Below are 24,236 nucleotides of genomic sequence, written 5' to 3' on the forward strand. Positions count from 1 at the left end.
GCCCGAAACGCTTGCCTCCATGGCCCATTCCAGCTCCCGTCCTCAGCAGCTCCCACCGCTCCGTCATCTGCTCGTGGTGGGCGGTGGCGGCCGTGAACAGGCTCTGGCCTGGGCCTTACGCCGCTGCCCAGGAGTGGAGGCTGTTTGGGTGACTCCTGGAAACGGAGGAACCGTCGACCTCGACGACTGCAAGTCGCTGAGGGTTGGGGAACAAGATGCCGAGGGCCTGGTTAAAGCCTGCCAGGAGCAAACGATCGATCTGGTTGTGATCGGACCAGAAGCCCCCCTCGCCGCTGGAGTAGCCGACCGTTTGCGGGATGCAGGACTGGTCGTGTTTGGCCCTAGCGCCGACGGAGCCCAGCTTGAGGCGAGCAAGGCGTGGGCCAAGGCTTTGATGCGGGAAGCTGGGATTCCCACCGCGGGGCACTGGACTGTCGCAAGCGCCAGTGAAGGGCTGGAACTGCTGCAACAGCTGCAACGGCCACTGGTGGTGAAAGCCGATGGCTTGGCAGCCGGCAAGGGAGTCACCGTCGCCGAAACTCTCGAACAAACCGCAACGGCGATCCGTGACGCGTTTGCCGGACGCTTCGGTTCCGCAGGCGAACGGCTGGTTCTAGAGGAACGCCTTCAAGGTCCTGAGGTGTCCGTTTTCGGCTTGTGCGATGGCGAGCGCATGGTGCTGTTACCGCCAGCCCAAGACCACAAGCGGCTGCTCGAGGGCGACCGGGGACCAAACACCGGGGGCATGGGCGCCTATGCGCCCGCTCCGTTGCTCGATGAAGCCGGACTCGAGCGGGTGCAGCAGCTCGTGCTCGAACCCACTCTGCAAGCTCTAAGAGATCAGGGAATCCAATACAGGGGGGTGATCTATGCCGGGCTCATGCTGACCCAGGAGGGTCCGCAGGTAATCGAATTCAACTGTCGATTCGGCGATCCTGAATGCCAGACCCTGATGCCCTTGATGGGTCCAGAATTCGCAAAGGTTCTGCAGGCCTGCGCCCTCGGATGCCTGGATCTGGCACCCAAACTCTCGATTGCCCGGACATGCAGCGCTTGTGTTGTCGCTGCTGCTGAGGGCTATCCCGAGACTCCACGCAAAGGGGATCTGATCCAGCTGCAGACAGATCCCAACAGGCAGCGGCAACTGTTTCATGCCGGCACGCATCGTCAGGACGATGGCACGGTGAAGACTGCTGGCGGACGAGTGCTAACCCAGGTCGCCCAGGCGGCGGACTTTGATCAGGCCTTCGCCAGCGCTTACGCAGGCCTCGAATTAGTGCGGTTCAACGGGATGCAATTCCGCCGCGACATCGGCCATCAGGTACGCCGGACCTAGTCTTGGTAGATGTGCTCCGGCGGAATGGCCAGCGATCCAGCCACGGCTCAAAACGAGGCCCCTGCGGAATGGGCAACTCCAAGCGCCGGAGCTGAGGACACAACCGCAAGGGGTTTATGGCCCCAAGCACGCTCCTGGTGGGCCGAATTCAGCCTTCAGACCAAACTGCTGGCCGTGGCCACTCTTGTGGTGAGCCTCATGATGACGGGCATTACCTTCTTCGCTCTGAATGGCATTCAGCGCGATACGGCGATGAATGACACCCGCTATGCGAGGGATCTAGGCCTGCTGCTGGCGGGCAATGTCAGCGAATTAGTGGCGGAAGGTCGTGATCGCGAACTCGCCAATGTCACTGAAACCTTCTGGCGCTCAAGCAGAAGTCTCCGCTATATCTTTTTTGCCGATCCTGACGGCATTGTCTATCTGGGCATTCCCGTAAGCGGCAGTGATGATGCCAGCAATGCAGATCTGCGCCTGAGCCGGCGGCTGGAACTGCCTGATGAACTTCGCAGTCGCACCCAGAATCCGCTGGTCCGCCAGCACATGACTCCCCAGGGTCAGGTCACAGATGTGTTCGTGCCGCTGGTGGAGAACAACAACTACCTGGGCGTGTTGGCTCTGGGTGTAAACCCCAACGAAACCGCCCTCGCCAGTGCAGCACTCACCCGTGAAGTCACGGTGGCGGTGTTCATTTCAATCTGGGTTCTGGTGATTCTGGGAGCTGTTTTCAACGCATTGACCATCACACGACCGGTCAAGGAGTTGCTAAGAGGCGTCCGATCCATTGGCGATGGTGACTTCCGCGCTCGCATCGGCCTGCCGATGGGTGGCGAATTGGGAGAACTGTTGGATGGCTTCAACGCCATGGCTTCACAGCTGCAGGACTATGACGCAGCCAACATCGAAGAACTCCAGGCAGCCCAGGTCAAGCAGGCGTCGCTGATCGCGACCATGGCCGACGGTGCTGTTCTGCTCGACGGTGATGGCCGCATCGTGCTCGTCAACCCAACGGCGCGACGCCTGTTCCGCTGGGAAGGTCGCAATCTGGAAGGCCAAGACTTTCTCAACGAGCTGCCGGAACTGCTGTCCGTTGAACTGCATGAGCCGCTCGATGCTGTTTTCTCGAAGCAAACGGACACCAATGAACTCCGCAGCAGTGTCGGTGATCCACCGAGGACCCTGCGTTTCGTGATCCAGGCCGTTCGCGAGCCAAGCGGCGACACCCTCAAGGGGATCGCCGTCACCATCCAGGACCTCACGCGGGAAGTGGAGCTGAATGCAGCTCAGAGCCGTTTCATCAGCAATGTCTCCCATGAACTGCGCACACCCTTGTTCAACATCAAGAGTTACGTGGAAACTCTCCACGACATGGGAGACCAGCTCAGCGAGGAGGATCGACAAGAATTTCTGGGTGTTGCCAATTCGGAGACAGATCGCCTCACCCGCCTGGTGAATGACGTTCTCGATCTTTCGAGACTGGAATCCAATCGAGTCGTTCAGTTCTCTGCAGTTGATCTGCGCCCTGGCCTGGAGCAGACCCTGCGCAGCTACCAGCTGAACGCCAGCGACAAGCAGGTTGAACTGAGCCTCGAAGCCGACCGCGACCTTCCCGACGTTTTGGGCAATTGGGACCTGATCCTGCAGGTGCTGGACAATCTGGTCGGCAATGCTCTGAAGTTCAGCCGCAGCGGCGGCCGTCTGATGATCAGGGCCTACACCTGGCCCGACAGCTGCCAGATGGCACCGTCGGAAACGGACAGCGACAGTATCGATGGACCCACCTGCATCCTGAGTTCCCCATTGCCGAAGATCCGGGTGGAGGTGTGTGACACCGGCTACGGCATCAGTGAGGAAAGCCAGCAACGCATTTTTGAGCGCTTTTACCGGGTTGAGAATGCTGTTCACACCGAGGTCGGGACAGGGCTTGGCCTCTCGATCGTGCGAGGCATCCTCGAAAAACACGGCAGCATGATCTCAATGGCAAGCGAGCCAGACGTGGGCACGACGTTCTGGTTTGAGCTCCCGCTGGCACAGGAAGATCCCGAAGAATTGAGGTGGAGAGCTGAGCGTCAGAGTGAAGATGAACGCCTGGCTCTGACGCCAACTACGGAGAGCTGATCAAGCGTCAGGGGCTACGCCGCGTGCAATGCGCGAGAGCTCACTGCGCTCATCACTGCTGACCCGATTCGGCACCCCAGAAATGATCCGCTCAAAGTTGGAGAAGGAATCCTTGATCTGCGGACCGTTGCCGGTGATCACGAACTCACGGATGCCCTTGTCATGCCAGGAGCCACGCATCTTGAACACGTTGACGGCACGGGCCATTTCTCCACGGATCTCCACGTACTGCAACAGCAAAATCGTGTCGGTGATGGTGGAGATATGGGAGTCAGTGATCGAATGGCTGCCCATGAACTCTTCTGAGGTGTTCGTGAAGAAGCCAGCGATTTCTTCCTGTTTGGCATAGCCGGTCACACCGATCACGAATTGACGGAAGGCGTTATGGCTCACTCCGCGGGCAAGAGCGGATAGGGAGTCAATCGCCATCCGTGAGGGCTTGAACTGACTGATCTCCGTCTTGATGATCTGCAGGTGATCCTCGAGACCCGTCGATTCCGGATAAGCGCAGATGATCTTGAGTAGACCGTCCTGCTCCATCTGTTCGAAATCAATGCCCCAGCTGGTGCCGTTGCGGAGCAGCTGGGCACGCGACTCCTCATAAGCGAACAGGATGGCGCGTTCTTTGTTGCGACAAGCATCCTCGATGAAATTCGAGACCAGCAGGGTCTTGCCGGTACCCGTGGCTCCGGTGGCGAGAATGATCGAGTCTTTGAAGAAACCGCCGCCGCACATCTCATCGAGCCTGGGAACGCCCGAACTGATCCGCACGTTGGAGGAGCGCTGCGTGAGTTGCATGGCACCAAGCGGAAAGATGCTGATCCCATGCGCACCCATCGTGAACGGGAACTCTCCCTTCATGTGCGTGGTACCGCGCAGCTTTAGGATCTCCACGGTGCGCCGCCGGCGTTCTCCTTCGAGCACATTGCGCAGAATCACCACGTTGTCGGAGACGAACTCTTCAACCCCGTAGCGAGCAATCGGGCCATATTCGTCAATGCGCTCCGTGGTCATCACGGTGGTGACGCCAATTTCCTTGAGACGAGCAATCAAACGGAAGATCTCGCGACGGACAACGAACACAGCGTCGTGTTGCTGAAACACTGCGGTGATCGAATCGATCGCCACGCGTTTCGCCTTGTATTTGCGAATGGCGTAGTTAATCCGCTCGATCAGGCCGGACAGATCGAAACTTCCGGCCACATCTTGACCATCGGGATCGGGAGAAGCGTCAAGGATGAACAGCTTGTCCTGTTCGACCATCTCCTGCAGATTCCAACCAAAGCTGGCGGCATTGCGGAGGATGTCGAGCGGCGACTCTTCGAAGGTGACAAAGATCCCCGGTTCGTCGAAGTGGGCGACGCCGTTGTGCAGAAAGTGCAGAGAGAAAACAGTTTTGCCGGTTCCGGAAGTGCCGCTGATCAGCGTGCTGCGACCAATGGGAAGGCCGCCCTGACACACGTCATCAAAACCCTCGATCCCTGTCGGAAGCTTCTGAACCTGCATCTGTGGAGAACCACTGGAGCTGGAGATCTGCATAACGACGCTCTTATGGCTGCAAGGTAAGGAAAAAACGAGTCATCACCTGCTGGTGCACGGGCCGGCTTAAGAATCTGATTCGGCTGTCTCCACCTCTTCCAACGCACCCATCAACGATGAGGTGAGGTTGTTGTCGGTGAGTTCGTCGTAGAGAAGGTCCAGACCAATCAGTACCCGCTCACGGTCGGACAGATCACCGATAATCCGACGCACCGGAGGGGGGAGGATCTTGGACAGAGTTGGTGTGGCAAGGATCTTGTCCTCCTCTGCCAGCTGAGGATTTTTGAGCACGTCGATCACTTTCAGGGCATAGACGCCTTTGAACTCCGTCTCGAGGATGTTGCGCAGAGTCTTGAGCGCCCTCATGGAGTTCGGCGTGTTGCCGGCCACGTAGAGCTTGAGGATGTAAGTCTTGCGTGGGCTCATGGGGCCACCTCCGGATCGGTGAGAACGCGACGTTCCCCGGCCGCGGGTGTCAGGGAGACCTCAGGAGGTATCGAACGTCGATACATCTCGCAGAGGTGAGCCATGACATCGAGCAGAGCGAGGCGATAGTCCTGCAGAAAATCGTTTTTATGCCCTTCAAGTCTGAGCTGCTTCCAGAAGTCGTCAATGAGATTCATGTGGATCTCCACAGCTCGAGTGATCGGCAGATCCCCAAAGAAAGCTGTGTTCACGAAACTCTCCAGTGCCTGGTTGGCCGCAGCCGGATCCCTGAAGTAACTGATCAATAGATCGCGATAGGTGCGCTGAAGTGACTGCACAAGGTCCCGCTGCTCATCAGGAGGCAGGTTGGCGAGAAAGCGAGAGGGATCTCGCTTGTAGAAAACGCCCAGATACCCGAGTCGCTCCTGCAGGCGGCTAGAAAGCTTCCATGCACTGCCATCCATGGCAGGCATGGCGTTCTGTTCAGCGCCGTCTTCGGGCCTGGCATCCTTCTGCCCCTGGCGCAGGAAGCGTGAGATGGAGGCATCAATGTTGTAACCCAGCTGCTCGAGCTGATCTCCAGGCAGATGGACCTCTTCAGGGTGGTAATCCACCCGCCCCATCAACTCACCTACCACCACAGCAGGGAACAACAACCCCTCGCTGCCAAGAGCTGCACGGGTCTTGTCATCCAGCAGGCACTGCTCAATCACGACAGCATCCACCGCTTCACGCTGGCGAGAGAGCAGTTCAACAACACCCTGACCGGACTCGACAGCACCGAGATCAACAGGTGAATAGCGATTCACCGGCAGCCATTGGCAGCAGATCTCTACGAGATCTCTGGTCTTGAGCAGCAAAGCGATCGTAAGTGCTGGACGAGCCATCCACCGCGACAGGATCCTGAGCTGAATCTTGACGAAAGGGACTAAGAAGACCGAGGATCTTTGTTTGTCTTTCGATTGCGGCTCAGGCCAAATCGGCTTGTCCGAGCCTGACCGCGTCCTCCAGCACATGGCCGAAACCAGTTCAACAACCTCTGCAGCTCAAGAAACGGGCACCTACGCGATCGTCGAGGCATCCGGTCAGCAGTTCTGGCTGCAGGCCAATCGTTACTACGATCTAGACCGACTCAATGCTGAAGTCGACGCGACGGTCACCCTCGACAACGTCCTACTCGTGAAGGATTCCAAGGGCACAACACTTGGCAAGCCCTACGTGAAGGACGCCAGTGTTGAGCTGAAGGTGATGGCGCACCGCCGCGGCCCCAAGGTGATCGTTTACAAAATGCGACCCAAAAAGAAGACCCGTCGCAAGAATGGTCATCGTCAGGAATTAACCAGAGTCATGGTTCAGTCGATTTCCGTGGGTGGCAAAGCCATCAGCTGATCATCCGGACCAATTCTCAACCAACATTTCACTCCTCTACCGTCCTTTTCCATGGCTCATAAGAAAGGCACAGGCTCAACACGTAACGGCCGCGATTCCAATTCAAAGCGTCTCGGCGTTAAGGCTTATGGCGGAGAATCCGTCACCGCTGGCTCCATCCTGATCCGCCAGCGTGGCACCTCAGTGCTGCCTGGAGTCAATGTTGGTCACGGCAAGGACGACACCCTCTTTGCACTGACCGATGGCGTGGTGAAATTCGAAACCATCAAACGCGGACTGCGTAATCGCAAGCGCATCAACATCACCGCTGCTGTTTGACCAGCACGACATCTTGAGTATCAAGAACGCCTCTCGGAACTCAGCGCCAGACGGGTCGTCAATACAAGGCCAATAACCGTAAGCCCCAGAACAACCCATGTTCTGGGGCTTTGTTCATGCAGAGCATCAGCGAGCTCCAGAGGCAGAGCAAGGCCGAGGACCCCGACAAGCAACCACTCGCCCCAGCGGCGACCAACCCAAGTAGCCCAAGCCGCCACAAGGATTAATGCGGCATAGAGCCCCGAAACAAAAGCCAGACGCATCAGACGTGTAGGGCCCAGCAGAGTTCCCTTCACGGCTAACGAAGAAAGAAATTGACGGTCCGCCTTCCCCCAGGTTTCAGCGAAATCCGACAGCTCGGCATAGTGAACATCCCCAAACACAGCGGCCAGGCTGATCGCGAGTAGAACTCCTGCCAGCAAAAGCTTCTTGACCACAATCAGACGAATCAGCCAGCGACCCTGTCCTGAGATCTGGGCCATTGATCGTTTAGCTCAGCTGTCCTCAATTGGACGGTAGACCCTGGTTGTGATCAGCAGTGGATGAAACAACTCCAAAAAGCGGCTCTGCAGACAGCGAAAAAAGTTTTCCACCAGCCGCGGGTCATCGAAGTGAAAGGGGTACTCACCGTCATGCCCCTTAAAGAAATACCAGTTGAGTAGAGCCCGACCGCCGGGAGTGAGGCGTTGGTGAAACTCCATCAGCTGCCCCGAGGGATCAGGAAGATGCTCAAGCACATCCAGACAGACGACCGTGTCGAAACGTCGACCGGGAAGGCTGTCGAGATCTCGGTGGACACTCACACGGTCCTCGAGTCCCAGACGGACAGCACGATCCTGCACAAATGCACGGTTCTGAGGGTTGAGATCCACAAACCAGACATGCCGAACGCTCTCCAGACCCGCTGCTGCCAAAGCATGCGTTCCGATACCACCTCCGAAATCGAGCACGTCACCATGAGCAAATTGCTTCTGCAGCCGCAGGGTGTCCGCGATGTAGTCGGCACTGCTGAGATGCCAGGCTGCCAATTCGAACAGGTGGCCTGTGCCAACGGTGTCCTCGTAGAAATCAGCAGCTCGCTCAGGATCGAAAGCTCCCGGATGCATCGCCGCCAGATCCTCCGTGCTCTGGGGCAGTCGCTCGGCGACTTCCGCTGCTGAGAGCGATAGGTAAGACGCCAGATGCTCCTTCACTGAGAAGCCGCTGTCGAGAAACTCCTGGATGTCCACACCAGCGGAAGCATTGAGTGGCTGCATGGACCATCAGGACACGATCGGGCAAACCTACGTGCGAGCCCACTGGTGTCAAAGACAAGGTGCCACAGTCGATAGCTAGACATAACTTGCAACTTGACTGCGTCCATCGGCTTCGCCGTGATCGACAAGCCAGCGGGGATCACCTCCCACGCTTGCGTCGCTCGCATCAGGCGACTGCTAGGCATCCGCAGGGTTGGTCATGGCGGAACGCTGGATCCCGCGGTGACAGGCGTCCTGCCGATCGCAGTGGGACAGGCGACAAGACTGTTGCCCTACTTGCCTGGTGAGAAGACCTATCGAGGCGTCATCCAGCTGGGGCTTACCACCAACACCGACGACCTGCAGGGCGAGGAACTATCCAGACAATTAGTCCCAAATCTGAGCTCAGCAAAACTGGATCAGGCACTGAGTCGGTTCCGCGGCGCGATTACCCAACAGCCCCCTCAGGTCTCAGCGGTGCATGTGGATGGTGAGCGTGCTCATGCCAGGGCCCGTCGCGGTGAAGTAATGGAGCTTCCAGCACGGCCTGTGACCATTCACCAACTGCGCCTGCTGGGGTGGGATGCTGCGCAAGCCCAGTTGAGCGTGGAAGTGCACTGCTCAGCAGGCACTTACATCCGTTCGCTGGCCAGAGATCTGGGAATAGCACTCGGATGCGGAGGTTGTCTGGGCAGCCTCAGGCGGACCCAGGCCCTCGGCTTCCATGAGCACCAAGCAGTGCCTCTGCCTGACGCTCTGGACGAGGTTGGTCAAGGCGAAATGACCTTGCTTCGACCCGAGCTGGCCTTGCCTCATCTGCCGAAGCGTCTGCTCAGTGCTAGCGAACAAGTGGACTGGAGCTGTGGGCGCAGGATCACCCCCGGCATCAGCTGCGCAGCTGATGCTGTGATCGTTCTCAGTGAAGGAGGGCGCATGCTCGGACTCGGTGTGCCCGATGCAGAGGATGGTGTGAAACCGAAGGTGGTGTTTGAAGCTCGGGGCTGATGCTGCGAGCTCAGTAATTTGCTTTAAAGCAAACGGACGCCGAAGCATCCGATGGCAGGCCACAGCAAATGGTCCCAGATCAAACGCTCCAAGGCGGTAGTGGATGCCAAGCGAGGGGCTGTGTTCACCAGGATCGGACGCGAAATCACCGTGGCGGCACGCCAGGGCAGTGACCCCGATGGCAATTTTCAGCTGCGCACAGCGATCGTTAAGGCCAAGGCCGCTGGAGTACCAGCAAGCAACATCGAAAGAGCCATCGCGAAAGGCTCCGGCAAGGCTGGTGACACGGAACAGCTTGAATCGATCCGCTACGAGGGTTATGGCCCCGGAGGAGTAGCTGTGCTGGTGGAGGCACTGAGCGACAACCGCAACCGCACCGCAGCCGCGGTGCGTCTGGCCTTCAGCAAACACGGCGGCAACCTCGGTGAAAGCGGATGCGTGAGCTATCTCTTCCAGCACCGCAGTGAAGTGAGCCTCCAGAACCAAGCAATCAATGAGGAGGCACTGCTGGAATGCCTGCTCAACCTGGAGGCCGATGGTTATGAGCTCAGAAGCGCCGAGGAAGCTCTGGTACATGGTCCCTTTGAAGCGCTCGAATCCCTGCAGAACGGACTACGTGATCAAGGCTGGGGGGTCTCGGAATGGGCCCACTGCTGGCACCCTCTCACCCAGGTGAGACCGAACAACGAAGAGAGCACCCAAAAGTGCCTGAAGTTGCTGGAGGCCCTAGAGGAACTCGACGACATCTGCAGTGTCAGCGCGAACCTCGAGCTCAGGGATGACCTGCCCGTGTAGGTGGCTCAAAGCCACCACCTCCAGGAGTGCCGATCAGCAGTCGATCCCCAGCATTGACCTGAAGCTGTACGCAACCGTCCAACTCCTGCACCGTTCCATCGCCCCTGGTCAGCAGCGCCGTTCCCGTTTCGCCCGGTTCTCCACCTGCCAGGCCGAAAGGGGCAACATTCCTAGAACCAGATAAGAGCGCTGCAGTCATTGGTTCCAGAAAGAGGAACTCCCTCACCAAACCATCTCCTCCTGGCCAACGACCGACTCCGCCACTACCTCGACGGAAGCCGAAACGTTCGAGCCTCACTGGAAATCGCTGCTCGAGAATCTCTGGGTCCGTGAGCCTGGAGTTAGTCATGTGTGTCTGCACACCGCTTGATCCAGCGAAGCCCTGGCCTGCTCCTCCGCCACCGGCGATCGTCTCGTAATACTGCCTGCGCCCATCACCGAAGGTGAGGTTGTTCATCGTTCCCTGGGCCGCAGCCATCACCCCGAAAGACGCAAACAGCAGATTGCAGAGAGCCTGTGACGTTTCCACATTGCCGCCGACCACTGCAGCAGGCGACTTTGGGTTGAGCAGGGAGCCCTCAGGAACGATCAAGGTCAACGGCAGGAAACAACCGGCATTGAGAGGGATCGGCTCCTCAACCAGACAGCGAATCACATAAAGGACGGCAGCCTTGGTCACCGCCAGTGGAGCGTTGAAATTGTGCTTGCCCTGGGGACTTGTCCCAGAGAAATTGAGCAGGGCCTTTTGCCCTTTCCGATCGACCTCTAAAGCCAGCTTGAGCCTTGCACCGTTGTCGAGCTCAACCTCGAAGGTCCTGTCCTGAAAACGGCCGATCAGCCGCCGAACAGTTTCCGCAGCATGGTCCTGAACATGCTGCAGATAGCGCCGAACACGCTGGCGGCCCTCAAGCTGAAGCAGTTGACCAAACAGTTCAGTCCCCAGATGATTGGCCGCTGCCTGGGCCTGAAGATCTGCCCAGAGCAGTTCGGGATCTCTGGGGGGTGAGCTGAGCCCCTGCAGACACTGATTCCAACCCTGCCGATCCGGCGTTCCCCTGGCGGTCAGCCAGTGGTTGCGCACCAGCAGACCTTCCTCATCAATGCTGGAGCTGAAAGGCGGCATCGAACCCGGCGTCAGACCACCCACATCGGCGTGGTGCCCGCGACAAGCCACGAAGGCGAAGGGATCCTGATCTCCCTCCACGAAACAAGGTGTGATTGCAGTGATATCAGGCAAGTGGGTGCCACCGTGAAATGGATCGTTGCTGATCACGGTGTCTCCAGCCGCCAGCGCAGGCCTCGCCCCTCGCTGGATCTGCTCCAGCAGATCCACAACAGCATCACTCATAGAACCCAGGTGCACAGGGATGTGAGGCGCATTGGCCACGAGCGCCCCCTGCGCATCGAACAGCGCACAGGAAAAATCCAGCCGCTCCCTCATGTTCACTGATCGACTGGTCTGACGCAGCCGTTCTCCCATGCGCTCAGCAATTTGCATGAAACGGTGATGGAAGAGGCTGAGATCAACAGGATCTGGGACCCTGTCCTGCTCGGTATTCGCTTCACTGGCATCCATCTCGGCAAAAGACCTCGCCAAGGCAGCGCTGGATGTCCCCTCGAGCAGCACACTGTCGTCATCCAGCAGCCGGGCCTTCCAGCCTGGCTCCAGAACGATGCCCGCCGTGGGGTCCAGGATGAGTGCGGGCCCCAACAGCTGCTGATCGCGCTTCAACTGCAAGCGCTCCAGCACAGGCACCTCACACCAGCCCTGCTCTCTCCAATGCACTCGAGCCCGCTGAATCCCTATCGATGAGTGGGCTGCGACGCCACGACCTTCGGCATTGGATTGAAGGGAGCTCACCGGCATCGCCTCGAGGACCTCCACCTCGAGGCGTTCGGCGATCAGAGGAGCCATGCGCGCCGGCGCGTAGCCGAACCGAAGCCGATGAGCCTGGTCAAACCAAGTTTCAAGCTGATGCTGATCCAGGTTTTCAAAACCAGATGCCAATGAGAGCATCAGCCCTTGTTCGGCAGAGGCATCGCGCAGCTCAATCCTGATTTCATGCTCCAGTGCTGCCGAGGAACCAGCCGTGAGCTGCTGCAGTCCCATGAGTGCTGTGCTCAGGTCAGACCTGACCATGGCCGGCAACTGAGTCAGCAATGTCGCGTCAAGTGGGCGGCGGATGGAACGCTGATGCAGCTGGCGCTGACGGGCCTGCCCAAGGCCATAGGCCGAAAGCACCCCAGCCAGAGGATGCAGCAGCACCTGCCTAAGACCAAGAGACTCGGCCAGTCGACAGGCCAGCTGCCCTGCGGCACCGCCATAGGCAACCAGCACTCCTCCACGAATGTCATGGCCACGGAAGAGAGAGACATGCCGGATCGCTCCCGCCATCGCCTCGACAGCAAGGTCAAGAGCACCTTCGGCCAGCTGCTCGGGGGCCTGACCCAGTTGAGATGCAAGCGCCTGAAACTGCTCCCGGGTCGCCTGTAGATCAGGAGGCTGATCGCGGTTCGGTCCGAACACCGCCGGAAAGGCACCAACCTGCAGGCGGCCCAGCAGCAGATGGGCATCCGTGATGGCCAGAGGGCCACCTCGGCGATAGCAGGCTGGCCCTGGTTCAGCTCCCGCCGAGCGTGGACCCACCGTCAGGCGACCACCATCAGTACTGACAATCGAACCCCCTCCTGCCGCCACGGTATGGATCGGCAGCCGCGACGCTGTGAGCTGAAATCCGGCAATCTCTGTTTCAGCATTGCGTTCCCACTCCCGGTCGGCAGCGCCCGATGGCAGGCAGAACACATCCGTGCTCGTGCCCCCCATATCCACACCCACCAGTGCCGAAGTCCCAAGGCCAGCTTGTTGAGCTGCGGCAACCGCTCCGACCATGCCCCCTGCAGGACCAGACAGGATTGTGTCTTTCGCGAGCAGTGAATCTGGGTGCTGCAGAGCTCCACTGGAGGTCATCACCCGCAATCGGGCCTGATGCCCCAAAGCAGCTTGGACCTGATCCAAGTAGGCGGAAAGCACAGGCCTAACGGCAGCCTCCACCACCGTGGTTTGTCCTCTGGGAACCAGGCGTGGCAGCGGACTGGCCTCATGGGAACAAACCACCGTCCTGAACCCCGCACTACGAACCAGCTTCGCCAGCCCCTTTTCATGCATGGGATCACGCCATGCATGCATCAGAGCAATGGCGCAACAGCGGATGCCGGCCTGGTGATGACGCTTAAGCCTCTGCATGAACTCGTCCTCAAGCAGCAGTGCTTCTAACTCCCGTCCATCGGCATCGAGGCGACCGGGAACCTCTTCAACGGCGGCCAGCAACGTCGATGGCTTGGCAATGGCCAGCGCAAACAGATCATGACGGTGCTGGTCACCGATCACCAACAGGTCGGCCAGGCCGCGATTGGTCACCAGCAGCACAGGCTCTCCCACTCCCTCAAGCAGTGCATTGGTGGCAACAGTGGTACCAAGCCGCAGTTCCTCGATCAATCCAGGATCATTCCGCTGCTCCGGAGTGATCCCCATCAACTCGCGCATGGCAGCAACAGCAGGGTCCCCGGGAACATCCGGCTGCACAGAAAGCACTTTGCGCACCAACAGCTGGCCTGATGGATCGCGCGCCACCAGATCAGTGAACGTGCCTCCACGGTCAATCCAGAACTGCCAGCTGGTCAAGACAACAGCGGCAGGTGAGCACAGGCCGCATCATCCACCCAGACATGCACTCTTGAATGGCGCTGCAGCCAGCTGGCAGGAACTTCGTCACTGCAGGGATCCAGCAAAGCTGTCCGCAGAATCTCTGCCTTGGCGGCTCCGGTAACAATCAGATGGATCTCTTCAGCAGCAAGGATCTCGTTAAGGCCGAGGGTAATGGCCTGCTCAGGCACCTCATCGGGGCTTCCCCCGAAAGCGCTGGCATTCTGAATCCGTGTGGCTCGCTGCAAGGTCACAACCCGGCAGCAACTGTTGGGTTGTGACGGCGGCTCGTTGAAACCGACATGACCATTACCTCCTAGACCCAGCAGCTGAAGACCGATCCCCCCAGCCTGATGAAGCGCGGATCCATAACGACGGGCCTCCACGCCTGGATCCTTGGCCGTTCCATCCGGCAGCTGCAACTGGCAGGGAGAGAGCTCGAGATGACAACCCAGTTGGGCCTCCATATACGCGGCGAAGCTGCGGCTATCTCCGGGCGACAAGCCCACGTATTCATCGAGGTTGAAACTTAGCCAGCAGCGTTTCAACTGTTCAAGCTGCGGCGCCGGCCATGACGTCAGACGCTGTATCAAAGCCTCGTAGAACGGTTCCATGGTCCTTCCCGTGGCCATTCCCAGCGGCTTGAAGCTTTCCCGTTCAACGGCCTTGGCGAGATAGGCAGCCACTTGATCCACGATTGCCTCCATCAGCGCGAACGGATCCGGGCGGCGATGCACCGCAACACTGGACAGAAACTGGGGCACGCAACAATCGCGGCAATTCAACCCATCAAGGCTGGCTCCGAACCGGTGCTGAATGCCACTGATGGATCATCAGCAGGCCGGTACGGCCTGATCGTTGCTCCGCGGTAGTAGTGATGGAGAATTTCGCGGAAACTGGCGCCTTTGCTAGCCAAACCGTGTGCTCCCCACTGGCTCATACCCACACCGTGGCCATATCCCTGGCCTACTGCTTCCAGCACGATCGTGACGCCGGAACGTAATGGAGTACTTCCAGCACGAATCGATGAAGTCAAGCGCGCGCTCAGCGGAGGAGGGGGCAAGGGAACCGCTGGTACCACTGGCGCTGCTGAAGCGGGATCAGCCGCTCCGCTGGTACCGCTGGCGGAATCTCGCCAGAGTCCGATCAGCTGCGGCGGTGATTCCGACCCATGATCGGCGGGATGAATGGACTCGCCAGCATCTTCGAAATCTCCCTGCAGCAAAGAAAAACTCACCATCGTGCTCTTCAAGCCCAGGCGCTGACGCAGCTGACGACCTGTGAGTACGAGGGATCCAAGCGGGCCTTGAATGCGCGCTGAGCGCACCCTGCCGGTGGAGCTGGTGCGGAGAACACTCAACCGCTCCACTCCACCGGTCTCTTCAAAGCGGCGACGCAGATCGCCTGCCTCGAAGCGCTGGTTCCAGCGATGCACAGGACTGTGCTGGTCATGATCTTGAACGCTCACGAGATACGGCAGCTGGTTTTGCCAGACCTCTCCGCTGGGCTCGGTGGATCCCCCAGAACTGCTGTGAAAAACAGCATTGATCAAACGGCCGCCATGCACCAGAACCAGCGAGCGTGTCGTGGCAACCGCTTCCCGGGTTCTTGGGGTTTCAGACTCGATTCCCTTGTAGACCTGACTGCTCACCGTGGCCTTCACATCGAAATCGGGCTTGCGTCCCCGTTGGCGAAGGGCATAGGTCCGGGCAGCGACGGCCTGGGCCTGCAAGGCTGCCAGCGGCCACTTTGCAGGCATTTCACTGCCAACAACACTGGGAAGGTAAGTCTCAATACCCAGTTGGTTAATCACCTGGATCCTGCCGCTACGGACAACCAGCAGCAGATCGCCGCGATAGCGGCGGCGACCGAGCCAGATACCACGGGGGTCAGTCGTGCTGATCCGAAGCGAGGCGAGACCATCTGCGCTGCCATCGGCGAGCGTCAGGCGCCCCCCCCGCAAACGAACCTGCAGACGCAGCAGGCGGCGTTCAGTGCTGGCGATGCCTCGCACGAGCAGGGGCTGATCGCCATCGGCGCGGAGGATCAACTCCGAGCCTTCAGCCACCAAAACACGCATCTGCGGCTCCTGGGCGGTGACCGCAGATCTGGATTCAGCGGCCAGAGCAATCACGGCCACTGGCAGCATCAGAGCTGCTCCAGCTGCAGCCCGACCGATGGAGATGTGCAGAACCACTCAGCAGGCCAATGGTTGCTCAGTGTGCCCCGCTCTGCGGACTGCAGCCAGGGCTTCATGGCAGATTGACCATTGAGCCCACCATGCCGTGCAGGTCACCTTTCTCGGCACCAGTTCGGGAGTCCCAACCCGAGCCCGCAACGTTTCAGCGGTGGCCGTGCGACTGGCTCAGCGTTCGGAACTGTGGCTGTTCGATTGTGGAGAAGGAACCCAGCATCAGTTTCTGCGCAGTGAGTTGAGGTTGTCCCAGCTGCGCAGAATTTTTATCACGCACATGCATGGTGACCACGTTTTCGGGCTTCCAGGCCTGCTGGCCAGCCTCGGCTTGAGCGGCAGCAGTAGTGGTGTGGATCTGTATGGCCCCGATCCGCTCGAAAACTATCTAGAGGGGGTGCTGCGAACCAGCTCAACCAGGATCGGCTATCCCCTCAACGTGCACCAAGTCCGCAGTGCCGCTGAAAACGATCGCATCGTTTTTGAAGACGCAGATCTCAGCGTGCGCGCCACACCACTGCACCATCGTGTTCCTGCCTATGCCTATCGCGTTGAGGAAAAGCCGAAGCCTGGTCGCTTTGACATCAATAAAGCTCGGGAGATGGCGATCCCCCCTGGACCTGTCTATGCCTCCCTTAAGCGGGGCGAAACCGTCACCCTTGAGGATGGACGACGCATTGACGGCAAAACCCTCAGCGGGCCGGAACGAGCCGGAGCGAGTTTGGTGTACTGCACCGACACAGTGTTCTGCGAAGCAGCCGTGACCTTGGCGAAGGGTGCAGACCTGCTCATTCACGAATCCACTTTTTCCCACGCCGAGGCCGACATGGCCTTTCAGCGTCAGCACTCCACCAGCACGATGGCTGCCCAGACAGCAGCTGAAGCGGGTGTTGGACAACTTGTCCTCACCCATCTCAGTCCCCGTTATGCCCCTGGAAACGCTGTGACAGCAGACGATCTGCTTGCGGAAGCCAGAGCGATTTTTCCGAACACACTCCTAGCGAAGGACTTCCTTTGCCTCGACGTGACGACTTCATCACGGACTGGATGCTGCAACAGTTCGTGATTGGTGGAGCCTGGACAGCGTCACTTTGATACTTCAGCGTGATACAAGAGCTTGGTGCGCTGTATCCATCAGTCCCTGGCATCCTTCATGGTTCCTCTTCTCTCAAACCTGCGAAAGTCGCTGAGTCGACTGCTGATCGTCCTGCCGGTGCTGGCTGTGTTGTGGATCAGCTCCCCCGTTCACGCCGCCCAGTGGGATGCCGAGACGCTGACAGTGCCTTCCGACCCTGAAGGCACCGCGGTGACCTTCAGTGAACAGCAGGTCAAGGCGGGACGCAAAGTGTTCAACACCAGTTGCGGCACATGCCATGCCGGCGGCATTACCAAGACCAATCAGAACGTTGGCCTCGATCCGGAAACCCTGGCTCTGGCCACACCCTCGCGCGACAACATCGCCGCCCTGGTGGACTACCTGCAGGATCCCACCTCCTATGACGGTGAGTACAGCATTGCTGATCTTCACCCCAGCATGCGCAGCCGTGATCTGTATCCGGCAATGCGAGATCTCACCGATGAAGACCTGCAACTGATGTCGGCCTACATCCTCGTGGCTCCGAAGGTTCTCGGCCAAGAATGGGGCGGCGGCAAAATTTATTTCTGATCCATTTGGATCGATCTAGTGAACGCCGGATCGATCCAACGATCAAATCGCCTATTCGTTCAGGGATCAGGGTTCAAGATTGCTCGGATCGAGTGATCTAGGCCGACGGCTGTACCACCACTCCTGCATCTCAGCCGTGAAGCGCATGGGGAACAACGTGAGCACTGTGATCGTTGGCCTAGATCCAGGTTGAAGTAATTCAACCGAATAGGACGGGCAACGACGCGACCCGAGATCAGCGACAAATCGACGACCGACACGTCGCCAACTTGGCTCCTTACTGCGCCAAGCCAGCCGACAACAGGGCCAGGGGAGTTCTTCGCGGTCGTAGAGGCGACAGCAGGGTCCGATCACTCGAAAGCTGTACTGGCCTCCAGGGCTGGTGTGAACCGATCCATGGTCTAACAACCGTTCCACTTCAGGTCTCAGCGGTGCAGCGGGAACGGCGGTCATTGGCAGGAGAGCCACGTGGCACCACACTGACAGCAAAAAGCCACCCCCGTGGGGAGGTGGCAATAGATCATTCGCCTAGACCTTCGGATCAAGTGTCCGGAGCTCAGTAGAGCTCTTCTTCAGCATGGGTCTTGATGGTGCAATCGGAGGTGGGGTAAGCCACGCAGGTCAGCACGAATCCGGCTTCGATCTGATCATCATCCAGGAAGCTCTGGTCGGACTGGTCAACGGTTCCAGATGTGATCTTGCCAGCACAGGTGGAGCAAGCACCCGCACGACATGAATAAGGCAGGTCAATGCCTTGCTCTTCAGCGGCATCGAGAATGTACTGATCGTCGGGGACCTCAATGGTCTTGTTGAGACCCTCGCTTTCTGAGACCAGGGTGACCTTATAAGAAGCCATGGATGGAGTGAATTTGCAGAGGCTCGTAACAAACGAGCCTGCCGGACTGATCATTTCTACATCGCCTAGGCGTCAAGGCACACGCTTCAACGACTGTTTCGGTGTAAGCCCAATCAAAACGGAAGCATTTATAAGGCTCGCTTATCAAGGTTAGCGCCGAATCTCGAGCAAACCCCATCGACCTTGCTCAGCCAGCGGCTCGACCATCCAACCGAGACTCTGCAGCACTTGCGTGAGCCTCGGTGCCTGTTCCACCAGCAGGCCACTGAGCAACCCCCGTCCGCCAGGACAAATCACAGATTGAAAGTGGGGCGCAAGGGCCTCGATCACCGGAGCCAGGATGTTGCAGAGAAGCAGATCTGCAGGCTGCTCCTCAAGCAGCTTCGCCAGCACCTCCACCGACCCCTGAGTGACCCTCAGCTCATCAACGCGAAGGCCATTTAAAACAGAGTTGTCGGTCGTTGCTCTGACCGCCAAGGAATCGGTGTCGACGGACAGCACCTGGCGAGCCCCAAGCGCGAGTGCCGCAAGCCCAAGCACTCCGCTACCGCAACCTAGATCCGCGACCCTCAATCCAGAGGGGGGCTCTTGCTCGAGTGCTTCGAGGCACAGACGGGTGGTGGGATGACTCCCGGTTCCAAATGCACTGCCAGGATCCATCTTCAGGACAAGCCTGTGGGCGTGCTCTTCAGGCACATCAAGCCAAGCCGGCAGGATCAGCAGACTCTCACCCACAGGGTCTGGCTGCCAATGCTGTTTCCAGCTGAGGCTCCAGTCTTCATCAGCCAGTTCATCCCAAACCGGCTGAGCAAGAGCGAGGCCGAAAGTATCAGCCAGGGGCATGAGGCTGCTAAACAGTTCAGACCGCTGCCCCTGAGGCCATTCGTGGGCCGGCAACCAGGCCAGAAGGGTGCGCTGATCGGGTGTCTCAGGTGCATGCTGAACAGCAACCCGGTGAAGACCCAGAACATTCAGCTTCCAGAGCAGCGACTCCTCCAGCTCAGGCTGAACCGGCAGAGACAAGCGCCACCACATCACAGCGTGACGGGATGGGCTTCCTGAATCCCATTAATGCCGTTGATGGTGGCTAGTAGCGCAGCCGGAATCGGGTCATCAATGCTGAGAACCATCACGGCATCTCCGCGCACAATCCTGCGGCCCACCTGCATCGAGGCGATATTCACATTGTGCTCTCCAAGCAGAGAGCCGAGATGGCCGATGATTCCGGGCATGTCCCGATGACGGGTAAACAGCATGTGCCGACTCGGGGGCACATTCACAGGAAATTCGTCGATGGTCGTCACCCGCAGTTCCCCGTCTGCGAACACCGCACCCGTCACACTGTGACCACCCTGGCCACCCCGAGTGGTGAGCTGCAGGGATCCTCCGGCGAAATCACGGCTGGCGTCGTCCTTGACCTCCAGTACATGAATTCCGCGCCCTTTGGCTTCAAGAGAGGCATTGACATAGTTGATGCGTTCTCCGAGGGCACTGGTGAGCAGTCCCTTGAGCGCTGCCACAACAAGAGGCTGAGAGGGGTGATTGGCGAACTCACCCTGAAGACGAACCTCCAGTTCCTGAACCTGTCCACCGCTCAGCTGACTCACCAGCAGACCAAGAGTTTCGGCGAGCTGGAGGTGGGGTTTCAGACGTTCCATGATCTCTGCGCTGAGACCTGGAATATTGACGGCACTGCGAGCAGGGAGTCCAAGCAAAACATCGCGGATTTGCTCAGCCACATCGGTGGCCACATTTTCCTGGGCTTCTTCGGTTGAGGCTCCAAGGTGCGGCGTCAAAACAAGCCCACGCTGGACTGCACGCAGTGGAGAGTCCTGTTCCAGAGGTTCAGACGCGAACACATCCAGACCAGCCCCGGCAATCACTCCATTGTCGATGGCTTCGGCGATTGCAGCCTCATCAACGATGCCCCCCCGAGCGCAGTTCACAATCCTGGCCGTCGATTTCATCGAACGGAGAAGCTCGGCGTTCACGAGATTCTCGGTATCGGGCGTTCTGGGAATGTGCAGCGTGATGTAATCGGCCTGACGGAATAGATCCTCCAGGGTCGTCAGTCGGACCTGCATCTGCTGAGCCCGGTCCACCGAGATAAAGGGATCGAACGCGATCACCTCCATGCCCATCGCTTTGGCAACCTTGGCCACGTGTGAGCCGATCTTGCCCAGTCCCACAACCCCGAGCACTTTTTTGTAGAGCTCATTACCCACATATTTCTTGCGATCCCAGGCACCGGCTCGCATCGACGCATGCGCCTGAGGCACATGGCGAGACAGTGACAACAACAAGGTCAGCGCATGCTCTGCAGCAGCGATCGTGTTGCCCTCGGGTGAATTCACAACCAACACACCTCTCTGGGTAGCCGCAGGAACGTCAACGTTGTCGACCCCCACTCCGGCCCGACCGATGATGCGCAGACGATCCGCAGCCTCGATCACATCTGAGGTGACCTGAGTGCCAGAGCGGATCATTAGGGCGTCATAGTCACCGATAATTGACTTGAGCTCGTCTTGAGACAGGCCTGTCCGCTGGTCCACCTGGGCCACCTGCCCAAGGATGTCAATCCCAGCCTGATCAATGGGGTCTGAAACAAGAACTTTGGTCATCCAGCGGCGGTCAGAAAGCCATATAGAAGTTTAGAGATCGGTCCGAACATCACTTTTGAGTAGGGAGATTGACCTCCTCCGAACTCAAGATTCCCGCTGAATTATTGGGCTTCCATGGAGAATGGCAGCCCGCACCGATCCGCCCATGCCCGCCTGCGTCCTGGTGCTCAAAGAACGCACCTCTGCCGAGACTCTGGTCCAGGACCTGCAGGATTCAGGCACACCGCTCATCCGCGTTGTGCTTGTAGCTCCTAAGCAATCTGGCGGCACTGAAGGGCGTCTCAGGGCAGAGCAGATCGACAACGTCGATCTGCTTAATCCGAACATGGCCCGCAGTCGCCGACAGCGATCCATGTCTCGCTGGCTGATGCCCTTCGGCTTCATGGCAGGGCTCACCTTTACTCAAATCACCACGCTCGACACCTTTGCGCGCTTCGGTGCTGTCGGAGAAGCACTGATCGGCGGGCTGCTCGGTCTCGGTTCAGGATTAATGGGGAGCTACGCCGCAGCAGCAAGCGTTCCTTCCGACAACGAGGACGGGGTCCGAATCCTGCGCAATAGGCATAACGAGCAGTTTTGGTTGCTATTGCTGGAAACCCAAGCAGGTCTTGAAGTGCCCTGGCAACTGGTTCAGAAAGTTCGTCCTCAGCAGGTGGTTCGCCTGAGTGAACTGTGAGTCTTCCCCGAGGGTCGTTGATCGAAGGGCTCGCTGAGCCGGAGGCAATGCACCGCCTGATCGAGCAGGCGGAAGAGGTGTTGCGCACCTGGCAACCGAGCTGGAGCAGTTTTTTGAGCGGGCCTGAACTGGAAGACTCACGCCGGCTCGAGGCACTAACTGAACTGCGGGTGGTCCGAGACGGTGGAAGACCAGACACCGAACGCTGTCGTCTCCAGCTCAGTCGCAGCGATCAAGAACCGCAACCTGAGCCGGCTCCAATCTCGGGATTGAGGCTCGAGGGCAATTTCCTGTTCGACCGGGCTGAACCTCAAGACATGCGCCAGGCGCTGATTGACCTTGGCGTGAACCCTGATGGGCTGGGCGATCTCTGGCTTCGGGGTGATCGTGGAGCCCAGGCCGTTTGCACACCGGAGGCCGCGAACCATCTCAACGGCCTGACCGGACAAGTGCGTGACGTGACGCTGTCGGTGGAGGCGGTAAGCATCGACTGCTTGCAGTGGCCAGCCCAACGACTGCCGAAGCGGTTCACCAGCGTGGAGGCATCCTGCCGACTCGATGCCATCGCCTCAGCAGGTTTCGGACTGTCCCGCTCCAAAGTGATCCGTCAGATCCGGGATGGAAGGCTAAGACTCAACTGGCATCCAGTCCGCCAGGCGAGTCGAGAACTGAAAATCGGCGACCGCCTCCAGCTTCAGGACCGGGGAAGCGTAGAAGTCTTGAATCTCGAAATCACTAAACGCAATCGCTGGAGAGTGGAAATGCTGCGCCGGTGAGCTGCTAACTTCAGTCGCATCCGGTTGGCAAGCGCTCAACCGTCACCGCAGATCCTCTGAAGGGTGAAAATGCGGGCGATTAGCTCAGAGGTAGAGCACTACCTTGACACGGTAGGAGTCACTGGTTCGATTCCAGTATCGCCCACTTCCCTCGTGAGTAGAGAACGAAAAGCATGACCCTGAGTGTCGTGATCGGACTGGGACGCTCTGGAATCGGAGCAGCCCGTCTGCTCAAAGCCCAGGGATCAGAGGTGGTAGTTCTCGAGAAGGCTGAGAACGATGCCTGCAGGCGAAAGTCAGCTGACCTGAGAGGGCAGGGCATTGATGTCCAGCTTGGACACCCCCTGGAGATAGCCAGTTTCGAGCCCTTGCTCAATGAGCTCGATCAGGTGGTGATCAGTCCTGGAATTTCCTGGACGCATCCAACCCTTGAGGCGTTACGAACGCGAGGAGTTGCGGTGAAGGGAGAGATGGCCCTGGCCTGGGAGACCCTGAAGCAACGGCCATGGATTGGCATCACTGGCACCAACGGGAAAACCACCGTGACCCATCTTCTCCACCACGTGCTCAGCCATGGCGGATTGGAGGCTCCCATGGCCGGCAATGTGGGGTACTCCGCCGCAGAACTGGCACTGGGATGTTTAGAGGCCTCCTGCCCTCTTCCCGACTGGATCGTCATGGAGATGAGCAGCTACCAAATTGAAGCGGCCACCGAAGTGGCCCCGCGCATCGGAATCTGGACAACGCTGACACCTGACCACCTTGAGCGACATGGGTCACTAGACGCTTACAGAGCGATCAAGCGCGGACTGCTTGAACGCTCCCAGCTGGCGATTCTCAATGGTGATGACCCTGAAATCAGCCGAACTCGCTGCAGCTGGGGACAGACCCGAGTGAACTGGGTCAGCACCAGCCTGGCTTACTCAGACAGCGCAAGCGCTCGGATGAGTGTGAGTGACGACGGCTGGGTCTGCGAGGGAGAGCGAAGATTGTTCTGCGCTGATGCTCTCGCCATGCCAGGAGAGCACAACCAGCAGAACATGCTGCTGGTGACGGCAGCGGCTCTCGAAGCTGGATTGGCGCCGGAAACCATTGAATCAGCGTTGCGATGCTTCGATGGTGTCCCCCATCGACTCGAATCGCTCGGAAACGTCCAGGGCATTGCCGTTTTCAATGACAGCAAGGCAACCAACTACGACGCAGCTGCAGTGGGTTTGCAGTCCGTACCCAATCCGGTAGTCCTACTCGCAGGCGGTCAAACCAAACAGGGCGACGCTCAGCCCTGGCTGCAACTGCTGAAAGAGCGCAGCAGCGCTGTTGTGCTGTTTGGTGCGGGGGCTCAAGAACTGCGTGGCTTGATCGAAGCATCTGCTTTTCACGGCGCCGTGACCACGCACAGAAGCCTGGATGATGCTGTGCCGCATGCCCTTGAACTGGCCCAACAACAGAAGGCTGCAAGTCTGCTGTTGTCACCGGCATGCGCCAGCTTTGACCAATACACCGATTTTGAAGCTCGTGGCAATCACTTCCGCGAGCTGATCGAAGCGAGCCGATCAAACTAGTCTGGGGAAAATTTTGTAGAACGC

General features: G+C 58.8%; 23 protein-coding genes and 1 tRNA gene. 12 read left to right on the plus strand and 12 right to left on the minus strand.

Translation table 11 applies throughout. The annotated features are described in order from the left end of the window. Nucleotides 1-19 precede the first annotated feature (19 nt). The gene (purD, locus tag DXY31_RS15525) at nucleotides 20-1,336 is read left to right on the plus strand and encodes a phosphoribosylamine--glycine ligase (RefSeq protein ID WP_114994747.1); all 1,317 of its coding nucleotides are present in this window, start codon (nucleotides 20-22) and stop codon (nucleotides 1,334-1,336) included. Between the two features lie 24 nt (nucleotides 1,337-1,360). Continuing rightward, nucleotides 1,361-3,454 (plus strand): ATP-binding protein, encoded by a 2,094-nt coding sequence (locus DXY31_RS15530; protein ID WP_114994748.1) that lies wholly within the window; start codon nucleotides 1,361-1,363, stop codon nucleotides 3,452-3,454. Here the strand turns inward: DXY31_RS15530 and kaiC are convergent, their stop codons facing one another. The 3 genes from kaiC to DXY31_RS15545 all read right to left on the minus strand — a co-directional run bounded on the left by kaiC (nucleotide 3,455) and on the right by DXY31_RS15545 (nucleotide 6,306). Continuing rightward, a complete protein-coding gene (gene kaiC / locus DXY31_RS15535) occupies nucleotides 3,455-4,993 on the minus strand; it encodes a circadian clock protein KaiC (protein WP_114994611.1) in 1,539 nt (512 codons plus the stop codon). A gap of 66 nt (nucleotides 4,994-5,059) precedes the next feature. Further along, nucleotides 5,060-5,419: a circadian clock protein KaiB gene (gene kaiB, locus DXY31_RS15540; protein ID WP_114994612.1), complete on the minus strand. Its 360-nt coding sequence runs from the start codon at nucleotides 5,417-5,419 to the stop codon at nucleotides 5,060-5,062. Continuing rightward, nucleotides 5,416-6,306, minus strand: a complete 891-nt coding sequence (locus tag DXY31_RS15545; protein WP_114994613.1) for a circadian clock protein KaiA — start codon at nucleotides 6,304-6,306, stop codon at nucleotides 5,416-5,418. The genes kaiB and DXY31_RS15545 overlap by 4 nt, the downstream gene beginning before the upstream one ends. A gap of 127 nt (nucleotides 6,307-6,433) precedes the next feature. On the opposite strand from DXY31_RS15545, the gene rplU reads away from it, so the two are divergent. After that, nucleotides 6,434-6,808 (plus strand): 50S ribosomal protein L21, encoded by a 375-nt coding sequence (rplU, locus tag DXY31_RS15550; protein ID WP_114994749.1) that lies wholly within the window; start codon nucleotides 6,434-6,436, stop codon nucleotides 6,806-6,808. 51 nt (nucleotides 6,809-6,859) lie between these two features. Further along, nucleotides 6,860-7,126: a 50S ribosomal protein L27 gene (gene rpmA / locus DXY31_RS15555; RefSeq protein WP_114994614.1), complete on the plus strand. Its 267-nt coding sequence runs from the start codon at nucleotides 6,860-6,862 to the stop codon at nucleotides 7,124-7,126. A 20-nt stretch (nucleotides 7,127-7,146) separates the two neighbouring features. Here the strand turns inward: rpmA and DXY31_RS15560 are convergent, their stop codons facing one another. Together DXY31_RS15560 and DXY31_RS15565 are read right to left on the minus strand one after the other, a co-directional pair. Beyond that, nucleotides 7,147-7,608, minus strand: a complete 462-nt coding sequence (locus DXY31_RS15560) for a DUF2127 domain-containing protein (RefSeq protein ID WP_114994615.1) — start codon at nucleotides 7,606-7,608, stop codon at nucleotides 7,147-7,149. A 12-nt stretch (nucleotides 7,609-7,620) separates the two neighbouring features. Continuing rightward, nucleotides 7,621-8,382: a bifunctional 2-polyprenyl-6-hydroxyphenol methylase/3-demethylubiquinol 3-O-methyltransferase UbiG gene (locus DXY31_RS15565; RefSeq protein ID WP_114994616.1), complete on the minus strand. Its 762-nt coding sequence runs from the start codon at nucleotides 8,380-8,382 to the stop codon at nucleotides 7,621-7,623. Nucleotides 8,383-8,475: 93 nt separating this feature from the next. Between DXY31_RS15565 and truB the strand changes: the two genes are divergently transcribed. Beyond that, nucleotides 8,476-9,366, plus strand: coding sequence for a tRNA pseudouridine(55) synthase TruB (gene truB, locus DXY31_RS15570; protein WP_114994617.1), 891 nt, complete (start codon nucleotides 8,476-8,478; stop codon nucleotides 9,364-9,366). 51 nt (nucleotides 9,367-9,417) lie between these two features. Beyond that, the gene (locus DXY31_RS15575) at nucleotides 9,418-10,161 is read left to right on the plus strand and encodes a YebC/PmpR family DNA-binding transcriptional regulator (RefSeq protein ID WP_114994618.1); all 744 of its coding nucleotides are present in this window, start codon (nucleotides 9,418-9,420) and stop codon (nucleotides 10,159-10,161) included. On the opposite strand, the gene DXY31_RS15580 is transcribed toward DXY31_RS15575, so the two are convergent. From DXY31_RS15580 to DXY31_RS15590, 3 genes are read right to left on the minus strand one after another with little or no spacing between them, the layout of a single operon-like run. Continuing rightward, complete coding sequence (locus DXY31_RS15580; RefSeq protein WP_114994619.1) at nucleotides 10,139-13,843, minus strand: hydantoinase B/oxoprolinase family protein; 3,705 nt, start codon at nucleotides 13,841-13,843, stop codon at nucleotides 10,139-10,141. The genes DXY31_RS15575 and DXY31_RS15580 overlap by 23 nt on opposite strands. Continuing rightward, a complete protein-coding gene (locus tag DXY31_RS15585; protein ID WP_256359642.1) occupies nucleotides 13,840-14,628 on the minus strand; it encodes a glucosamine-6-phosphate deaminase in 789 nt (262 codons plus the stop codon). Before DXY31_RS15585 ends, DXY31_RS15580 begins: the two co-directional genes overlap by 4 nt. Before the next feature lie 17 nt (nucleotides 14,629-14,645). After that, complete coding sequence (locus tag DXY31_RS15590) at nucleotides 14,646-16,013, minus strand: SpoIID/LytB domain-containing protein (protein ID WP_114994751.1); 1,368 nt, start codon at nucleotides 16,011-16,013, stop codon at nucleotides 14,646-14,648. Between the two features lie 136 nt (nucleotides 16,014-16,149). Between DXY31_RS15590 and rnz the strand changes: the two genes are divergently transcribed. Beyond that, the gene (gene rnz / locus DXY31_RS15595) at nucleotides 16,150-17,121 is read left to right on the plus strand and encodes a ribonuclease Z (protein ID WP_114994620.1); all 972 of its coding nucleotides are present in this window, start codon (nucleotides 16,150-16,152) and stop codon (nucleotides 17,119-17,121) included. A gap of 87 nt (nucleotides 17,122-17,208) precedes the next feature. Further along, nucleotides 17,209-17,721: a photosystem II cytochrome c-550 gene (gene psbV, locus DXY31_RS15600; protein ID WP_244279865.1), complete on the plus strand. Its 513-nt coding sequence runs from the start codon at nucleotides 17,209-17,211 to the stop codon at nucleotides 17,719-17,721. 66 nt (nucleotides 17,722-17,787) lie between these two features. On the opposite strand, the gene DXY31_RS15605 is transcribed toward psbV, so the two are convergent. The 4 genes from DXY31_RS15605 to serA all read right to left on the minus strand — a co-directional run bounded on the left by DXY31_RS15605 (nucleotide 17,788) and on the right by serA (nucleotide 21,198). Continuing rightward, on the minus strand, nucleotides 17,788-18,174 hold the full coding sequence (locus tag DXY31_RS15605) for a hypothetical protein (protein WP_114994752.1): 387 nt from the start codon (nucleotides 18,172-18,174) through the stop codon (nucleotides 17,788-17,790). A gap of 103 nt (nucleotides 18,175-18,277) precedes the next feature. Then, nucleotides 18,278-18,577 carry a ferredoxin gene (locus DXY31_RS15610; protein WP_066911287.1) on the minus strand — a complete coding sequence of 100 codons (300 nt, stop codon included), beginning with the start codon at nucleotides 18,575-18,577 and terminating at the stop codon, nucleotides 18,278-18,280. A gap of 150 nt (nucleotides 18,578-18,727) precedes the next feature. Continuing rightward, nucleotides 18,728-19,612, minus strand: coding sequence for a 50S ribosomal protein L11 methyltransferase (gene prmA / locus DXY31_RS15615; protein ID WP_114994622.1), 885 nt, complete (start codon nucleotides 19,610-19,612; stop codon nucleotides 18,728-18,730). Continuing rightward, a complete protein-coding gene (gene serA / locus DXY31_RS15620) occupies nucleotides 19,612-21,198 on the minus strand; it encodes a phosphoglycerate dehydrogenase (protein WP_114994623.1) in 1,587 nt (528 codons plus the stop codon). The genes prmA and serA overlap by 1 nt, the downstream gene beginning before the upstream one ends. A 145-nt stretch (nucleotides 21,199-21,343) precedes the next feature. Between serA and DXY31_RS15625 the strand changes: the two genes are divergently transcribed. The 4 genes from DXY31_RS15625 (at nucleotide 21,344) to murD (ending at nucleotide 24,212) form a co-directional block, all read left to right on the plus strand. Beyond that, nucleotides 21,344-21,874, plus strand: a complete 531-nt coding sequence (locus DXY31_RS15625; RefSeq protein ID WP_114994753.1) for a hypothetical protein — start codon at nucleotides 21,344-21,346, stop codon at nucleotides 21,872-21,874. Beyond that, on the plus strand, nucleotides 21,871-22,650 hold the full coding sequence (locus DXY31_RS15630) for a photosystem II S4 domain protein (protein WP_114994624.1): 780 nt from the start codon (nucleotides 21,871-21,873) through the stop codon (nucleotides 22,648-22,650). Before DXY31_RS15625 ends, DXY31_RS15630 begins: the two co-directional genes overlap by 4 nt. A 73-nt stretch (nucleotides 22,651-22,723) precedes the next feature. Continuing rightward, a tRNA-Val gene (locus DXY31_RS15635) sits at nucleotides 22,724-22,795 on the plus strand. A gap of 28 nt (nucleotides 22,796-22,823) precedes the next feature. Then, nucleotides 22,824-24,212, plus strand: a complete 1,389-nt coding sequence (gene murD / locus DXY31_RS15640) for a UDP-N-acetylmuramoyl-L-alanine--D-glutamate ligase (RefSeq protein ID WP_114994625.1) — start codon at nucleotides 22,824-22,826, stop codon at nucleotides 24,210-24,212. Nucleotides 24,213-24,236: the final 24 nt, after the last annotated feature.

Source organism: Synechococcus sp. UW179A, assembly GCF_900473965.1.
Taxonomy (GTDB): Bacteria; Cyanobacteriota; Cyanobacteriia; order PCC-6307; family Cyanobiaceae; genus Synechococcus_C.

What these genes read in the sequence shown, in the direction of transcription:
- purD (WP_114994747.1), top strand. Translation starts at nt 20, where the DNA reads ATGGCCCATTCCAGCTCCCGTCCTCAGCAGCTCCCACCGCTCCGTCAT.
- DXY31_RS15530 (WP_114994748.1), top strand. Translation starts at nt 1,361, where the DNA reads ATGGCCAGCGATCCAGCCACGGCTCAAAACGAGGCCCCTGCGGAATGG.
- kaiC (WP_114994611.1), bottom strand. Translation starts at nt 4,993, where the DNA reads ATGCAGATCTCCAGCTCCAGTGGTTCTCCACAGATGCAGGTTCAGAAG.
- kaiB (WP_114994612.1), bottom strand. Translation starts at nt 5,419, where the DNA reads ATGAGCCCACGCAAGACTTACATCCTCAAGCTCTACGTGGCCGGCAAC.
- DXY31_RS15545 (WP_114994613.1), bottom strand. Translation starts at nt 6,306, where the DNA reads ATGGCTCGTCCAGCACTTACGATCGCTTTGCTGCTCAAGACCAGAGAT.
- rplU (WP_114994749.1), top strand. Translation starts at nt 6,434, where the DNA reads ATGGCCGAAACCAGTTCAACAACCTCTGCAGCTCAAGAAACGGGCACC.
- rpmA (WP_114994614.1), top strand. Translation starts at nt 6,860, where the DNA reads ATGGCTCATAAGAAAGGCACAGGCTCAACACGTAACGGCCGCGATTCC.
- DXY31_RS15560 (WP_114994615.1), bottom strand. Translation starts at nt 7,608, where the DNA reads ATGGCCCAGATCTCAGGACAGGGTCGCTGGCTGATTCGTCTGATTGTG.
- DXY31_RS15565 (WP_114994616.1), bottom strand. Translation starts at nt 8,382, where the DNA reads ATGCAGCCACTCAATGCTTCCGCTGGTGTGGACATCCAGGAGTTTCTC.
- DXY31_RS15575 (WP_114994618.1), top strand. Translation starts at nt 9,418, where the DNA reads ATGGCAGGCCACAGCAAATGGTCCCAGATCAAACGCTCCAAGGCGGTA.
- DXY31_RS15590 (WP_114994751.1), bottom strand. Translation starts at nt 16,013, where the DNA reads ATGCTGCCAGTGGCCGTGATTGCTCTGGCCGCTGAATCCAGATCTGCG.
- psbV (WP_244279865.1), top strand. Translation starts at nt 17,209, where the DNA reads ATGGTTCCTCTTCTCTCAAACCTGCGAAAGTCGCTGAGTCGACTGCTG.
- DXY31_RS15605 (WP_114994752.1), bottom strand. Translation starts at nt 18,174, where the DNA reads ATGACCGCCGTTCCCGCTGCACCGCTGAGACCTGAAGTGGAACGGTTG.
- DXY31_RS15610 (WP_066911287.1), bottom strand. Translation starts at nt 18,577, where the DNA reads ATGGCTTCTTATAAGGTCACCCTGGTCTCAGAAAGCGAGGGTCTCAAC.
- prmA (WP_114994622.1), bottom strand. Translation starts at nt 19,612, where the DNA reads ATGTGGTGGCGCTTGTCTCTGCCGGTTCAGCCTGAGCTGGAGGAGTCG.
- serA (WP_114994623.1), bottom strand. Translation starts at nt 21,198, where the DNA reads ATGACCAAAGTTCTTGTTTCAGACCCCATTGATCAGGCTGGGATTGAC.
- DXY31_RS15625 (WP_114994753.1), top strand. Translation starts at nt 21,344, where the DNA reads ATGCCCGCCTGCGTCCTGGTGCTCAAAGAACGCACCTCTGCCGAGACT.
- murD (WP_114994625.1), top strand. Translation starts at nt 22,824, where the DNA reads ATGACCCTGAGTGTCGTGATCGGACTGGGACGCTCTGGAATCGGAGCA.